The 14,849-nt window shown below is 67.9% G+C and carries 16 protein-coding genes; 10 read left to right on the top strand and 6 right to left on the bottom strand.

Features of this window, described 5'->3' with window-relative positions:
* Positions 1–24 precede the first annotated feature (24 nt).
* Positions 25–639, top strand: a complete 615-nt coding sequence (locus tag KEG57_RS10320; protein ID WP_272419516.1) for a DUF4272 domain-containing protein — start codon at positions 25–27, stop codon at positions 637–639.
* Between the two features lie 15 nt (positions 640–654).
* Here the strand turns inward: KEG57_RS10320 and KEG57_RS10325 are convergent, their stop codons facing one another.
* Complete coding sequence (locus KEG57_RS10325; protein ID WP_272419517.1) at positions 655–1,425, bottom strand: hypothetical protein; 771 nt, start codon at positions 1,423–1,425, stop codon at positions 655–657.
* A 30-nt stretch (positions 1,426–1,455) separates the two neighbouring features.
* Between KEG57_RS10325 and KEG57_RS10330 the strand changes: the two genes are divergently transcribed.
* Positions 1,456–3,810 carry a radical SAM protein gene (locus KEG57_RS10330; protein ID WP_272419518.1) on the top strand — a complete coding sequence of 785 codons (2,355 nt, stop codon included), beginning with the start codon at positions 1,456–1,458 and terminating at the stop codon, positions 3,808–3,810.
* Here the strand turns inward: KEG57_RS10330 and KEG57_RS10335 are convergent.
* Positions 3,743–4,606 carry a ZIP family metal transporter gene (locus tag KEG57_RS10335; protein ID WP_272419520.1) on the bottom strand — a complete coding sequence of 288 codons (864 nt, stop codon included), beginning with the start codon at positions 4,604–4,606 and terminating at the stop codon, positions 3,743–3,745. The genes KEG57_RS10330 and KEG57_RS10335 overlap by 68 nt on opposite strands.
* Positions 4,607–4,733: 127 nt before the next feature.
* Here KEG57_RS10335 and KEG57_RS10340 point away from each other — a divergent pair, with 127 nt between their 5' ends.
* The 4 genes from KEG57_RS10340 (at position 4,734) to KEG57_RS10355 (ending at position 6,738) form a co-directional block, all read left to right on the top strand.
* The gene (locus KEG57_RS10340) at positions 4,734–5,084 is read left to right on the top strand and encodes a hypothetical protein (RefSeq protein WP_272419521.1); all 351 of its coding nucleotides are present in this window, start codon (positions 4,734–4,736) and stop codon (positions 5,082–5,084) included.
* Positions 5,081–5,443, top strand: a complete 363-nt coding sequence (locus KEG57_RS10345; protein ID WP_272419522.1) for a hypothetical protein — start codon at positions 5,081–5,083, stop codon at positions 5,441–5,443. Before KEG57_RS10340 ends, KEG57_RS10345 begins: the two co-directional genes overlap by 4 nt.
* Before the next feature lie 77 nt (positions 5,444–5,520).
* Positions 5,521–5,925 carry an encapsulin-associated ferritin-like protein gene (locus tag KEG57_RS10350; RefSeq protein WP_272419523.1) on the top strand — a complete coding sequence of 135 codons (405 nt, stop codon included), beginning with the start codon at positions 5,521–5,523 and terminating at the stop codon, positions 5,923–5,925.
* A 3-nt stretch (positions 5,926–5,928) separates the two neighbouring features.
* On the top strand, positions 5,929–6,738 hold the full coding sequence (locus tag KEG57_RS10355; protein WP_272419524.1) for a family 1 encapsulin nanocompartment shell protein: 810 nt from the start codon (positions 5,929–5,931) through the stop codon (positions 6,736–6,738).
* A 99-nt stretch (positions 6,739–6,837) separates the two neighbouring features.
* Here the strand turns inward: KEG57_RS10355 and KEG57_RS10360 are convergent, their stop codons facing one another.
* Entirely contained in the window at positions 6,838–6,972 is a 135-nt protein-coding gene (locus KEG57_RS10360) for a hypothetical protein (protein WP_272458415.1), read from the bottom strand.
* Here KEG57_RS10360 and KEG57_RS10365 point away from each other — a divergent pair.
* Together KEG57_RS10365 and KEG57_RS10370 are read left to right on the top strand one after the other, a co-directional pair.
* Positions 6,971–7,300: a hypothetical protein gene (locus tag KEG57_RS10365; protein WP_272458416.1), complete on the top strand. Its 330-nt coding sequence runs from the start codon at positions 6,971–6,973 to the stop codon at positions 7,298–7,300. The two genes, KEG57_RS10360 and KEG57_RS10365, sit on opposite strands and share 2 nt — an antisense overlap.
* A gap of 20 nt (positions 7,301–7,320) precedes the next feature.
* Entirely contained in the window at positions 7,321–7,977 is a 657-nt protein-coding gene (locus KEG57_RS10370; RefSeq protein ID WP_272458417.1) for a hypothetical protein, read from the top strand.
* 52 nt (positions 7,978–8,029) lie between these two features.
* Here the strand turns inward: KEG57_RS10370 and ggt are convergent, their stop codons facing one another.
* On the bottom strand, positions 8,030–9,946 hold the full coding sequence (ggt, locus tag KEG57_RS10375) for a gamma-glutamyltransferase (RefSeq protein WP_272458418.1): 1,917 nt from the start codon (positions 9,944–9,946) through the stop codon (positions 8,030–8,032).
* 81 nt (positions 9,947–10,027) lie between these two features.
* Positions 10,028–10,861: a UDP-3-O-acyl-N-acetylglucosamine deacetylase gene (lpxC, locus tag KEG57_RS10380; RefSeq protein WP_272419529.1), complete on the bottom strand. Its 834-nt coding sequence runs from the start codon at positions 10,859–10,861 to the stop codon at positions 10,028–10,030.
* Between the two features lie 146 nt (positions 10,862–11,007).
* Here lpxC and KEG57_RS10385 point away from each other — a divergent pair, with 146 nt between their 5' ends.
* The gene (locus tag KEG57_RS10385) at positions 11,008–11,958 is read left to right on the top strand and encodes a diacylglycerol/lipid kinase family protein (RefSeq protein ID WP_272458419.1); all 951 of its coding nucleotides are present in this window, start codon (positions 11,008–11,010) and stop codon (positions 11,956–11,958) included.
* A gap of 63 nt (positions 11,959–12,021) precedes the next feature.
* Positions 12,022–13,224 carry a ketopantoate reductase family protein gene (locus tag KEG57_RS10390; RefSeq protein WP_272419531.1) on the top strand — a complete coding sequence of 401 codons (1,203 nt, stop codon included), beginning with the start codon at positions 12,022–12,024 and terminating at the stop codon, positions 13,222–13,224.
* Here KEG57_RS10390 and KEG57_RS10395 read toward each other — a convergent pair.
* A complete protein-coding gene (locus KEG57_RS10395) occupies positions 13,219–14,817 on the bottom strand; it encodes a DUF8614 domain-containing protein (protein ID WP_272419532.1) in 1,599 nt (532 codons plus the stop codon). The two genes, KEG57_RS10390 and KEG57_RS10395, sit on opposite strands and share 6 nt — an antisense overlap.
* Positions 14,818–14,849 lie beyond the last annotated feature (32 nt).

Consider the following 14,849-nt stretch of genomic DNA (forward strand, 5'->3'; position numbering starts at 1 on the left):
CCCTTGGATGGCGAGGCGTTGCGCATGATCCGCCAGCGCTCCCTCTTCATGGCGCGGCGGCTCGGCTATCCGGTCGACGTGAGCTTGCCGCTGATCACGGACCGCGGAGTTTTACGGGACAAGGACGAGGTCGTCGATCGCATGCTCGCGCTCGACGCGGTGATCGCCTGCGCCTCCGGGATGCCGCCCGAGATCGCATTGGAGTGGGTGTCCGAGATCGGCATCACGGGCTCGCTCTCGCCCTCGGAGGCGCGTGTCCTCGAAGGTCGCGCGGAGGAAGTGCCTGCGGGCCTGCTCGACCGCATGGAGGCGCTCTGGGCGCTCGGCTGGTCGGCCTCGCTCTTCCGGGCCCTCGATTTTTCGCGCATCTGCGGCCCCGAGCTCGGGATGATCTTCGGCGAGCTCGACGACGCCCGCGACGTGCGCGCCTTGCGCAAGCGCAGCCGATTGCGCCGCCACGAGGAGGTCCTCGCCGCCTGCGACCTCGCCCGCTGCTTGCACCGCGGAATCGAGATCGCCGCGCGGAAACGAATGAGCTTGCCGGGTAAGGTTCAGCCGAACGTCATTCTGGAGCGGAGGAAGGCGCTCGAATGGTTGCTCGGCGAAGAGGAGTGGGATGAGGTGTTCGTCGGGGTTTGAGCCCGCCGGCGCGCTTCACTTCTGCCGCGGATAAAACGCCGTCCGCCACCCGAGCACGAAGGCCCCGCCGCGGATCGAATTGCCGTACATGTAATCGTACGCGAGATACGGCCCCATCCCGACCTTCGACCCGAACCGGAACCCCTCGAAAAACACCCCGGCCCCGAGCGCCGAGGTCAAACCTCCGTCGACGAGCAACGTGTCCTGGTCGTCGGCCGGCGTCACGATCGCCGTCCCCACGCCCGTCTCCACCATCAGCCCGAGGTCGCGCAGTGCTCCGCCGAGCGAGTAGAGCGGAAAGATCTCCGTGTGAAACCCGACCATCCCGCTGAACATGACCTTGTCGCCCGCGTCGATCCCGAGCGACCCGAACGTCAGGCCGAACGTCAAGAAATCCCGCAAGGCCACGCCCACCCACGCACGCGCGCCGAAGCCCGCGCCGATCCCCGTGTCCGTGTAGTAGCGGAGCAGGCCGATCTTCGTCGGATCGTTCGGGAACCCCGCCGTGCTGCCGAGCGACGCGCCGATCGCGAGACCAAACGTAAAACTGCTTCGCCGCTCCGGCGTCACCACGCGTAACGTCGGGTCGTTCGGATCTTCGAGGCCGCTCGTTCCGAGCGTCCGCACGCCGGCCTCTTCCTTCTTTGCCTCGGCCGCCGCCTCCGTCGTGCTCCGGCCGCCGCGCGGGCCTTGTTGCGCGCTCGAAGGCGAGGTCCACGACGTGATCGCCGCGGTGAGGGCGATGGACAGAGCGGCCACTTTTTTCGGGGAAACAACCTTCGCCATGCGGAGCCCTTCCCTTATACGATACGGCCGATGTCCCGCATCGCGATCGTCTTCCCTCCGATCCGCGTCTCGCGCGACTTCATCGACTACCCGTACTTCGCCGACCTCGGCGCCCTCCAGGCCGCCGCCGTCTTGCGCGCGTCGGGCTTCGAGGTCGACCTCGTCGACGCGCTCGCGATGGAGGGCGCGACGCTCGCGAGCCACGACGATGACCCGGGCTACGTGCAGCTCGGCGCGCCGCTCGACAAGGTCCTCGCGCGTGTCTCCGACGAGAGCGACGCCGTCCTCGTCGCGTACACGCCGTTTCACAGGCCGCCCTCGCGCGACGATCTGCTTGGGAAGCTCCTCGCTGGTCTCGCCGCGCATCGTCCGGATCGTCCCCTTGTCTTGGCAGACCTCTACCAGAGCGGCCAGCACGTCGTCGACGTCCCGTCGAGCGAGATCCTCGCCGCCTATCCGGAGGTCTCCGCCCTGATCCGCTACGAGGCCGAAGGCGTGCTCGCACGGGTTTTTTCCGATCTCGTACGACAAGGCCGGCCGAAAGAACCGTTCGCCCTGGTCCCCGAGGAGCCGCCGCGCCTCGACGACCTGCCCTTGCCCGCGTGGGACCTCGTCGATCTGCCGGCCTACTTCGCCTTCCACGAGGCCACGATCCGCGGCCTCGGCCGGCCTCACTGGGCCTTCCCGATCGACGGGAGGAGCGCGCCGATCCTCACGAGCCGCGGCTGCCCCTACCGCTGCGTGCACTGCTCCTCGAACCCCACGGCCCGCAAGGATGGCGAGCTCGTCCGGCCGAAGACCCAGCGCCGCTACGGCCCCGCCTACCTCGACCGCCTCCTGGGCGACCTCGCCGCGCGCGGCGTGCGTCGCGTCCACCTGCTCGACGAGCTCGTGAACGTGAACGAGCGGCACTTCGACGTGGTGCTCGATCTCCTCGAAAAGCACGATCTACGCTTCGAGATCCCGAACGGCGTGCGTGCCGACTACGTCCTTCCGCGCCACGTCGAGGCCATGAAGGGCCGCATGACCACGCTCAGCGTGAGCGCGGAGAGCGGCGTGCAGCGCGTCGTCGACGAGGTCGTGGACAAGCAGCTCGACCTCGGCGCCATCAAGGAAGCGGCGAAGCGCGCGCACGAGGTCTCGCTCCCGATGCTCGTGCACTTCATGATCGGTTTGCCCGGCGAGACGAAGCGCGACATCAACGGCACGCTCGCCTTCGCGCTCGACCTCTTCGAGGAGACGGGCGCGTTTCCAAGCGTGCAGTTCGCCACGCCGCTGCCCGGCACGCGCCTCGGCGCCGAGGCCAAGAAGAAGGGTCGCGCGCTGCCCGTCGTGAACGACTGGGGCCCGCGTTTCCAGCAAACGCCCACGATCGAGACCGACGCCTTCACCGCGGAGGACCTCCGCCGCTTCAAGTGGACGTTCGATCAACGCATCGGCGCCTCGCAGGGGCCGAAGAAGGTGATCATGAACGTCACCTACAAGTGCAACAACCGCTGCACGTTCTGCGCGACCGGCACGCGCACGCAGTTCGACGGCGACGTCGATCGGCAACGCGAGCTGCTCGTGAAGTACCGAAAGCTCGGCGTCACGCTGCTCGACTTCGACGGCGGCGAGCCCACGCTCAATCCGAACCTCGTCCGCCTCGTGCAGTTCGCCCGCCGCATCGGCTACGAGCGCGTCAACGTCACCACGAACGCACGCATGTCGAGCTACGAGGAGTTCGCGAAGAAGCTCGTCCACTCCGGCGTCACCTCGATCCTCACGAGCATCCACGGCCCCGACGCGCAGACGCACGCGCAGAACGTGGGCGTCGCCGAGGCCTTCGATCAGACCATCGCGGGCGTGAAAAACTTCGTCCGCCTTGCGCCGCCCGGCGTCGAGCTCGGCGCGAACATCACGATCACGAAGTCGAACCACAAGAAGCTGCACGACGTCGCCGCGCTCGTCTTCGATCTCGGCCTGCGCTGGTTCAACATCCAGTTCCTCACGCCCTTCGGCCGCGCGACGAGCTCGGTCTGTCCGGACACGAGCGTCGCGGCGAAGGAGACGATGCGCGTCATCGACGACTTCCGCGATCGCATGAAGATCCAGGTCATCAATCTGCCCTTTTGCTTCATGCCCGGCTACGAAGAGTTCCTCCTCGGCGACATGCTCAAGCTCGAGCGACACATGCTCTTCGTGAACAACGAGGAGGTGAACCTCTTCGAGTACCTGCGCGAGCGGCGCGTGAAAAAGCCCGTCTGCGCGACGTGCCCGCACGAGGTCTTCTGCGGCGGTTTTTACGAGCTCGAGGACGTCCCCGAGCCGACGTGGCTCATCCAGCCCGAGGATCTCGTCCGTCCGATCGCAGCGGATGTTCCGCGACCGTTCGCGCGCCACTGAGGAGCCCCTTCGCGACCACGGCCGCGACGAGCACCACGATGCCGAGGACCTTGAGCGGCCAGTCGAGGTAGAGCACCCAGCCGTCGTGCTCCAGGCTCACGAGCGCGAGCGAGAGCCCCACGAGCCCCGCCACGACCTCCGTCACCCGGCTCCGCGTGGTCTCCTCGCCCGTCTTCTTCGGCGTGTGCGAGAGCGCGTGCAGGAGCAGCCCCGCCACCGCGGCGATGAGCCACGGCCGGATCGAGGTGATCCGCGCCTCGCCCACGAGGTCGAGCGAGAGCGCGCCGCCCACGGTCGAGAGCGCGCAGCCGGCGAGCGTGAGCGCCGCGATGACCTTGCTCTTCGGCCCTGACACGTGGTCGAGCGCCTGGATCGCAACCACCATCGCGAGCGGCACCGTGTGCCCCGCGATCGCGAGCACGATCGTCGGGTGAAGCTCGGCCGCGCGCGCGAGCGACGCGACGGCCGTCCCCTCGCCGGCCTGGTGCAGCAGCACCGCGACGTACCCCATCACGAGCGTGGGACCGTCCGCGTGCGCGTGCGCATTCCGTTGCGGCACGAGCCGTTCGATCAGGAACGGCACGAGGAAGCCGGCCGCCGCGGCCGCGAGGGCCAACCAACCGGCATCGGCGATCGCCTCGGGCAAGAGGTGCAGGAGCGCGATCGCGGCCGAGCCGACCATCGCGAACGTCCCGAGGCCGGGCATGACGCGTTGCCCGTGGTCGCGCCAGATCGCGGCGATCCCGCCGAGCAGGACGGCGAGCGCGAGGACGGCGAGCCCGGCGGGGAGGGACACGGCGCGCGTCGTAGCATGAATTCGGGCCGGTCCGGTCGAGAGCCTTCTTCCCTCGCGGTGTGTCCCGGACAAGTGTACTGTCGGGCCCGTTCGTCGAGGGAGCGCCAAGCGGCGCGAGGGAGGATGGATGAACCCTGCAGAACGCGGTCTTTTGTCAGTGCTCGGGGGCGTCGCCACCGGGGTGCACGTCCTGGTGGCCATCGCGGTGCTCGTGCTGGGGCTCGTCCTCGTGCGGCCGGTGAACCAGAACGCGGGTTTGATCTTCGCGGGTGCTGGCGGCGTGCGGCTCTTCGGCCTCGGGCTTGATCTCATCCTCGACGCGATGACGGTGACGCCCGACGCGATCATGACCATGCACGCCATCGGCACCGTGATCTGGCTCGGTACGGGCACGGTCTTCTTCGGCGGGATCGCGTTCGGGTCGTACAAGCTCGCGGAAACGCGGCAGCAGAAGGGCGGTGGGGCATGGGCGGGATGAGCGGACTCGGGATGAGCCTGCTCGGCCTCGCGAGCGCGGGCGTGCTCACGCTGCTCGGGGTCGCCCTCGTCGTCGTGGGGCTCGGCACCGTGAAGAAGGTGCATGACCTCGCGGGGTTTTGCCTCGCGGGCGCGGGGGGGCTCATGACGGTCGCCTCGGTCTTGCGTCAGCTCATGAGTTTTGCGCTGAGCTTCGCGGGCATGGGGTTCGGGACGCTCTTCACGCTCTCGCAGATCCTCACGATGGGCATGCACATCCTCGCGGCCGTGCTCCTGCCGGTCTCGATCTTCCTGCTCGCGAACGCGGTGAAGCAGGGGGCCGGGCAGGTCCAGGCGCAGGGACCGCGCATCCACTACTGATCTCCGGCCGCGCCTGCCTGCACGGCCTTCACCCTCGACGCTCCGCAACTCGCGCCCGGCTCCGGCATCCGAAGGGCATGGGCAGTGAGACCTACCACGAGCCGTACGACGTCTTGTCGCCAGCGGCTCGCGACATGCACCGAGCGCTCTGGTCCCTCATCGAGGAGCTCGAGGCCATCGATTGGTACGCGCAACGCGCCGAGGTCACGAACGACGCGGAGCTTCGGGCCGTCCTCCTGCACAACCGTGCCGAGGAGATCGAGCACGCGATGATGAACCTCGAATGGATCCGCCGGCAGGATTCGTTATTTGACAAGAATATCCGCACCTATTTGTTGAAGGACGTCCCGATCACCGAGATCGAGGAGCGCGAGGAAGGAAAAGAAGGGGGCGGAGGCGAAAGCGAAGGCGCGGGTGCATCGCTGCCCGAGCGAGGTGGCTCGGGTCGTGGGCTCGGCATTGGCAGCTTGAGGGGGAGGTGAATCGTGGCCCTGGATCTGCTTCGTCGTGACCTCGCTCCGGTCCTGCCCGAGGCGCTCGCGCTCATCGACGCGGAGGCGCGGCGCGTGCTCCAGTTGAGCCTCGCGGCGCGCAAGCTCGTTGATTTCCGCGGGCCGTTCGGCTGGGGGTACGCCTCGGTCAATACGGGCCGACTCCGTCCGCTCGGCGAGGGCCCCGTGCCCGGCGTCTCCATTGGCCAGCGCCAGTCGCAGCCGCTCCTCGAGGTGCGCACGCCCATCGTGTTCGACCTCGCGGACCTCGACGCTGCGTCGCGCGGCGCGATCGACCTCGACCTGTCTCCGGTGGTGGAGGCGGCCGAGCGGATTGCGCGGGTCGAGGACGGCGCCATTTTTCATGGTTATGCCGAGGGCGACATTCACGGCATCGTGCAGAAGAGCCCGCACGCGCCCGTGCGTATTCCGACGGTCACGGCGTTCCCGGCCGCGGTCGTGCAGGCGAAGGAGGTTCTCCGATCGGCGGGCGTCACGGGTCCGTACGTGCTCGTGGCGGGCTCGCGTGAATACGACGAGCTCGCGGCGGGCTCGGACGACGGGTATCCGATCTTGAAGCGTATCGAGCGGCAGATCATCGATCACCCCGTCGTGTGGGCGCCTGCGCTCTCCGGCGCGGTGCTGCTCTCCGTGCGCGGCGGCGATTTCGAGCTCACGGTCGGGCAGGACCTTTCGATCGGATACGCGTACCACGAAAAACAGAAGGTCGAGCTCTTCCTGACCGAGTCGTTCACGTTCCGCGTCCTCGAGCCGCAGGCGGCCGTCGTCCTGCGCCGCGGCTAGAACATCGATCGGTTTGACAACCGCTCGATGCTCTAGCCTTCTTTCGTCCCGAGGGGGACGCCTCGCGTCCCCCTCTCGTCCGGGCAAAGCCCGGCCGATTCACCCCCCGAGGCGATCTCGCTTCGCGATCTCGCAGAGCGCCGAACCGTTCGGCGCTCTAGATCCCGCCTTCCGTTCGCCCTCGCCCTCGTGTACGGTGCCCTGCCGCCCGAACGGCAGGACCACCGGCCTCATGAAAAACCCCTCCCTGCGCGCCTTTGCCGCGCTCGTCCTCGCCTTGCCTCTCGTCGCCCTCGGCTGCTCGAAGGAAGCGAAGGCCAAGGGCACGCTCGAAAAGTACGAGGCGGTGTTCCGGGTATGCAAGGAGGAGACGGAGAAGGCGAAGCTTTCGCCCGGGGAGCATCGTTGCTCGCTCGTGGCGAGCATCGCCGTCGATCTCGGCCTCGAAGAGTCGGGGCTCGAGGAGCCGAAGCGGCGCGAGTTGCTCTCGGCCTGGCTCGAAAAAAAGGGGTTCGGGGCCCATTACGTGCCGCCGGAAAAGCGGCCCAAGGAAGAGCGCTGAAGGCGCGAGAAAGGTTTGTCATGTCCGAGGAAGGGATCGACGATCCGCGGAGCGTCCTGTCGCTCGCCGCGAACGAGCTCGGCGCGGGGCAATTCGAGGCTGCGCTCGCGCGCGTGAAAGCGCTCCAGCCGTCGCTTTCGGCCACGCCCGACCTGCTCGCGCCGTCGCGCGCGCTCGAAGCGCGTGCCCTCGCGAGCCTCGGGCGCGGGGAGGAGGCGCTCGCGGTGCTCGATCAAGGGCAGAAGGACGCCGAGGCGGCGAACCTGCCCGCGCACGTCGAGGGCCTCGGGCGGCTGCGGGCCGGACTCGCGCAGGCGTTCGAGATGGAGCAGCTCGCGGCGATGTCGGCCGAGGATCTGGAGCGACAAACCGACGATCCGGCCCAGCGCGCTGTGCTTTATTCGAACAAGATCGTCGCGTCGCTCGCCGTGGGCGACATCGAAGGCGCGCGCAAGCTCCTGCCGCGCGCCCGCGTGGCCGCCGAGCAGGCCGAGGATCCGGCCGCGCTCCTGCCCGTCCTGCTCGCGACGACGCAGCTCTGCGTGGCGACGGACGACGTGAAGACGGCGAAACGCGCGCTCGAAGCGGCCCGCAAGGTCGCCGAGGCGCACGAGCCGGACGTGATCCCGATGATCGATGAAATGGCGGGGTATCTCTTGCAGGACCCCGAAGCCTGATTCCCATCTCCCTCTCCCGCAGCGCGGGAGAGGGGCAGGGATGAGGGTTTTCCTATTTCGGCTCCACCACCATCGCGCTCCCGCCATTGCGGCGCACCGGCTCCGCGACGGCGGTCATCGTGCCATCGTCGTTCAACCGAATCGCCGTCGCCGCGCCGATGAGGCCCGCGTCCGAAAAAGCGTGGCCCTTGGCCTCTAGCGCCGTCGCCTCGGGCGAGCTCATGAACAGCGGCTCGGCGTTGCTCGTGGCGTTCGGCGCGTTTCGTTGCGACACGCGCGGCGCGGCCAGCGCCTCGTCGATCGGCATCTTGAAATCAAGGTGGTTCACGAGGATCTGCATCACCGTCGTGATGATCGTCGCGCCGCCGGGCGAGCCGATCGCGAGCACGGGCGCGCCGTTCGAGAGCACAATCGTCGGGCTCATGCTGCTGCGTGGCCGCTTGCCCGGCTCGAGCACGTTCGGGTGCGGCGTGTCCGGCGTGGCCGGGATGTTGAAATCGGTGAGCTCGTTGTTCAGCAAGAACCCGCGCCCCGGCACGACCATGCCATTGCCACCCTCGTATTCGATCGTGCAGGTGTACGAAACCCAGTTCCCGAACGAATCCGCCACCGTGATGTGCGTGGTCTCCGGATCGAGATCGGCGGGCGACTCCCCGGCATGAACCCAGGCCGGCGGCTTTGCTTTCGCGCCGCTCGGATCCACCTGGTGCGCGAACGGATTGCCCGCGGGCTTGGCCTCGGTGGAGGCCGTCGTCGCATCGATGAACGCCCGCCGCTCGGCGGTGTACGCCGCCGACAGCATTCCTTCCACGGGCACGTTCACGTACTCGGGATCACCCATGAAGGTATTTCGATCCGCATACGTGAGGCGGGAGGCTTCGAGCCACAAATGCAAAAAATCCGTTTTGCTCATCGAGGCCGGATCGAATCCTTCGAGCAGGTTCAGCGTCATGCCCGCGGTGAGCCCGCCGCTCGAAGGCAATCCGACCCCGAGGATCGTGAGCCCGCGATAGGTCGTTTGCACGGCGGGGCGCACGCGCGCCTCGTACGCCGAGAGGTCTGACAGGGCCATGAAGCCCGGCCGAGAGACGATCGTCGCGTCGGCCGTGAACGGCGGGTTCGTCACGGTCGAGACGATGTCCTTGCCGATGTCGCCGTCGTAAAACACGGCCGGGCCGTTCTTCGCGATGAGCTCGTACGTCGCGGCGAGGTCCGGGTTCGTGAAGATCGAGCCGACGGGGAAGGGATCGCCGGCCGCGTTCAAGAAGAGCGCGCGTGTGCTCTGGATCTGCCGGAATCGATCGATGTTGCGTGTCGTCTGGTCGAAGAACGTCGCGTCGACGTCGAACCCCTTCTTGGCCACGAAAATGGCGAGCTTCAGCGCGTCGGCGAGCGGGAGTTTTCCATATCGACGCAGCGCCTCGTCCCAGCCGCGCAGCGTGCCGGGCACGCCGACCGAGAGGCCGCTCGTGAGCAGATCGTTGAATGCAATGGGCGCGCCGTTCTCGTAATACGCCGTGTGCTTCATTCCTTGCGGCGTCGTCTCGCGGTGGTCGATCACCACGGCCTGCTTCTTGTCGGCGAGCCATACGAGCATGAACCCACCGCCGCCGATGCCGCACGAAAATGGATCGGTCACGCCGAGCGTCGCGGCTGCGGCGACCGCCGCGTCGATCGCATTGCCGCCGGCTTTGAGCGCCTCGATCGCGGCCCACGTCCCGCGATGGTCCACCGTGGCCGCGGCGCCGCCCTTCCCGGCGGCGGTCGGCACGAACATCGTGGGCGGCACCGGATCGGGCGGCGGCTCGGCATCGGCGGGGGCATCGGTCCCCGCGTCCGTCGGTTCGGGCCCGGCGTCGTTTCCGCCACCACCCGCGTCCGGATTCGTGGTGGGAGGGGTCGGCTGCGAATCGAGCGAGCAGCCGAGGAGCGTGGCCGCAAGAAGAAGAGCGAGATTCGTGTGACGCATGGCGTCGAGGAGAACACGGCCACGAGGGCGAATCCATCGAGAAATGACGAATTCACGGGCCGTCCCGGACGCGGCGTTCGGTTAGCCTCCTTCGGAGAGCCGCCTCGCCAGCCGCACGTGGAGCGCGTGCCCCGCCTTGAATGCGAGGTAATGCGCCCGCGGCAGCGGATCCAGGAGCGAAAGATCTCCCACGAAATCCAGCAGCTTGTGGCGCGCGGGCTCATCCGGAAAGCGCAGCGGCCCGTTCAGCCATTTCTCCTCGTCGCAGACGATGGCCGTATCGAGGCTCGCCCCCGCGAGTAGGCCCCGCGCCCGCATCGCCTCGACGTCGGAGACCACCCCGAACGTCCGCGCCGGCGCCACCTGCGCCAAAAATCGCTCGGGCGAGGCCACGAACGACGCCCATTGCTCGCCGATCGGCGCCGCGTCGAACGCGATTCCACAGGAAAAACGTAATTCCGGGGAGGGGATCGCCGCGACGAACGCGTCACCGCTCGAAGGCACCCAGATCGGCGCCTCCAGGACCGTTTGCAGCCGCGGCGCATATGCCGCCGAGAGCCCGACGCGCGCGATCGCCTCGGCCCATGGCAGCGCCGAGCCGTCGAGGATCGGCACCTCGGGCCCCGTGATCTCGATACACGCGTCGTCCACGCCCATCCCCGCGAGCGCGGCCAGCAAATGCTCCGGCGTCCGTACCTGCGCCTCGCCATTCGCGAGTGTCGTCGAGCGCGTCGTATCGACGACGAACGCCGCGCGTGCCCGGACCACCGGCTCGAAAGGCAGATCCTTCCGCACAAAAAAGCGCCCTTCGCCTGCCGCGACGGGGCGGATTCGCGCCTCCACGTGCGCCCCCGTGTGCAGGCCTCGCCCCGCGAGCACGACATCTTCTGCGACGGTTTTTCGCTTTTCGACCATTGTTCGTTCGTGGGGGCTTCGGTCTTCGTTGCACCATCGTCCCCCTGCGGCAGGCGCGAAAAACATTTCGCGGCGCGCCTGAGAGTGGAGAACGAGGCCGGTTCGATCTTGTGGCGCGCGGTCATGTCGTGGCAAGGGTTAGGTCGATGAAGCCGCTTCTCATCGTGAACCCCCAGTCGGCGGGAGGAAAGACGGGCGCGCTCTTCGAGAAGATGCGCGGGCCGATCGAGCGTCACCTCGGGCACGTCGACGTCGTGTTCACCGAACGTTCTCGGCACGCGGTCGACATCGCGCGCGAGGCGGCGAGCGAGGGGCGGGAGATGGTGGTCTCCGTCGGCGGCGACGGCTCGATCCACGAGGTCGTCTGCGGGCTCATGGAGGCGCGCGACGCGGGCAAGAAGCTCCCGAAGTTCGGCATCATCGGCGCCGGCACGGGCGGCGACTACCGGCGCACGCTCGGCTTCGAGAACCGCCTCGATCGTTATTGCGAGGCCATCGCCGAGGGCAAGACGCGCGCGGTGGACATCGGACGATTCTCCTACGCGACGCACACGGGCGAGCGGAAAAGTTCTTACTTCGTGAACATCCTCTCCGTCGGCATGAGCGGCCTCGTCGATCAGCTCGTGGCCGAGTCGACGCGCACGCTCGGCGGCACGATGGCGTATTTCACGTCCTCGGTGAAAGGCCTCGCGCGGAGCGTCGTGGGCCGCGTCAAATGCACGATATGGCGGGAGGACGGCTCGCGCGAGGAGACGATCGAGACCCGTTGCATGGCGATCTGCAACGGCCGGTACTTCGGCAGCGGCATGCAGGTCGCGCCGATGGCGCACCCGGACGACGGGCTCTTCGACGTCGTCGACCTCGGCGCCGCCTCGCGCCTGCGCTTTTTCATGGTCTCGTCGCGCATGTACACCGGCACGCACGTGCACTCGCTCGATGTGAAGCACTACCGCTGCGAGCGCATCCAATTGGAACTTTTGAACGAGGACGTCGCGGATCGTTTCCTGCTCGACGTCGACGGCGAGCCGCTCGGCCGCTTGCCTTTGGAGATCGAGATGGTGCCCGGCGCCATCGAGGTCCTCGTCCCCAAGCAATAATGCGTTGCGGCATTGCGGAATGGGCTCGCGTCGCCCGCCATTCGATGTAGAATCGAACGTCCCATGAGCCAAGACGGCGTCTCGAGCGGCGCGCGCTCCTCTGGACCGCGCTTTCTGGTCGTTGGATGTGGCGGAATCGGTGGCCTCGTGGCCGCGCACCTGTTCGCAGGTGGGCACGACGTCACGGCGCTGACCACGAATACACGGATCGCGGACGCGATCAATACGAAAGGCCTGCGTGTCCTCGGCGAGAACAGCCCCGGCGCCGTGCGCGGTCGGGCCCTCACCGAGCTTCTGCCGGGCACCGAGCCGTTCGATTACATCCTGCTCGCCACGCAGCCGCCACAGGTGGAAGAAGCCGCTCGTGGCGTCTTGCCGTTCCTCGCGGAGACGGGCGCGATGGTGACGTTCCAGAACGGCCTCTGCGAGCCGCGCCTCGCGCAGATCGCGGGCCCGGAGCGGGTGCTCGGCGGCGTCGTCGCGTGGGGCGCGTCGATGATCGAGCCCGGCGTGTACGAACGCACGTCCCCCGGGGGGTTTGTCCTGGGCCGCATGGACGGGCAGCCGGACGACAGGTTGTATCCGCTGGCGAAGGCGCTCGGCTCGATCGGCGAGACGATCATCACGGACAACCTCGCCGGCGCGCGCTGGTCGAAGCTCGCGATCAACTGCGCGATCAGCTCGCTCGGCGCGCTTGGCGGCGACAGGCTCGGCGCGCTTTTGCGCCATCGCTTCATTCGACGGCTCACGCTGGAAATCATGACCGAGGTCGTGCTCGTGGCGCGCGCCTCGGGCGTGAAGCTGCAAAAGGTCTCGGGCACGCTCGATCTCGACTGGATCGCGCTCTCCGACGCCGATCGGATGGCCGTCGCGTCGCCCTCGCTCTTCGCGAAGCACGCCATTTTGCTCGCGGTGGGCACGCGCTTCCGCAAGATGCGCTCGTCGATGCTCGCCGCCATCGAGCGGGGCCGGCCGCCCGCCGTGGATTTCTTGAACGGGGAAATCACGAGCCGTGGCCTCTCGCTCGGCATCGCGACGCCCATCAATGCGGCCATCCAGGCCGAGGTGCACGCGCTCGCCGCGAACCGCACGCCGCCGTCGCTCGCGCTTTGCCGCGCGCTTTATGAGCGGACGCGTTCGCTCGTGAATGCGCCGTTCTCGATCCCGCCGCCCCCCGCGGAGGCGGATCCGGCCGCGCTCGACCCGGAGATCCCGCCGCCGCCCCGCAAGGCGACGGCGTCCCGCATCTCTTCGCTCGAACTATGACGTGACGCCGACAAGGCGTTCGGCCGCCGGATAGATCGGACGGATATCCACGGGGATATCGCCGAGCTTGCCGAGCGCGCGCGCGAGCGGCTCGCTCATCACGCCGTATTTCGACAGCATGGCCCGCGCGCCTTCCTTGTCGCCGCGGGCCTGCACGAGGAGGATTTCGCCGAGCAGCGCGCGGATCGCGCCGGGCACCTTTTCGTGATCGATCGAGAAGAGCCCGCTCGACGTATCTTCACGGATCACGCCTTTCTCCATCAGCCAGTGGAGCTGGAGCGCCGTCCCTTTGCCGTGCGCCTCCTCGATGCCGAAGCGCGTCGCGCGGAACATGCCGGCGAGGAACGTGGAGAAGAGCGCGGAGCGCCCCTCGGCGGCCAGGACGCCACGATCCATCAAAAAGAGGATGTTGTAGATCCCCATCACGTCCGCCTTCGCCTCCTCGAACGGCGAATGCAGCTCCTCGAGCCGCAGCCGCACCTCCGTCGAGGTGCCGTCCACGACGATTCGGCCCGGTCCGAGGCCGTGCGAGAGCTCGTGCAAGAGCGTGTGATGGAAGAAGGCGTCCGCCGAGAGGCGCGAGAGCTCCTCGGCCGCGAGGACCCGCGCCGCGATCGGCTTCAGGATCCCCTCGAATTTTGCCTTCATCACGTTGCGGAGCAGGACATTCTTGCTGCCCTTCGCCTCGCGCACCCGCTCGTCATTGGGCAGGTTGAACGCGAGCGTCTGCACGCCCGCCCTCGTATCGCCGGCCGAATACACGAGGTCGGCCACGCGAATCGGCGAATCGGTGCCGCGGTTCGGGTTCTTGTGCTCGTCCGGGATCGGGAGGTTTTGCTCCATCGCCGGAAGCTCGGACTTCAATCGCGCGAGCGTGCCGCTCGCCGACGGGTCGATCACGGTCACGAACGAGGTGAACGCGGCCTTGTACCCGAAGAGCCGATCTTCATACGTCTCGTACGGACCGATCGTGACCTCCACGCGGCTCTCCATGTCCATCCAGGCGAGGTCGCTCTCGTAATACTCGTCCGCCCCGAGCGCCTTCACCACCGCGCCGAGATACCGCGCGAGCCCCGCGTCCTTCGTCGCCGCCGCGGCCTTTCCGAGCTCCGCGACGACGGGCGCGAGCAGCGACCGGAACGCCGTCGAATACGGAATCGTGACGAGCCCTTTTTCCCCGCGCTGGACGAGCGTGTAGAGGCTCCGCAGCGCGTCGGCCTCGGCTGGATGCGCGGCGATCCATGCCTCGAACTCGTCCTTCGTCATGTCGACCGGGTAATACCCCGCGCCCGGCGGCCGGAGCATTTCGCCCACGAACGGCTCCTGATCGAGCCGATCCCAGGGTCCGGCCGAGAGATCGAAATACGCGAGCGCGTCCTTTGCGAGCGGCGACGTCTCCTTCGCCAGCTCCGCGCGCATCTCCGGCGCCTCCGCGAATGATTGCCGCAGGAAGATCGCGTCGATCGGCAGCGACGCGCGGACGAGGTGCAAAAGAACCTCGCGCTCGTCCGGCGTGAGCACGTCGAGGTCGGCGTCGATGGGCGTGGGCACGAAGCGCGCGAGGCGCGCCGAAACATCGGGCAGGATGTGCATGGCTCCGGCGGGGAGATGTAGTCGGATCAGGG

It is taken from the genome of Polyangium jinanense, assembly GCF_028435365.1.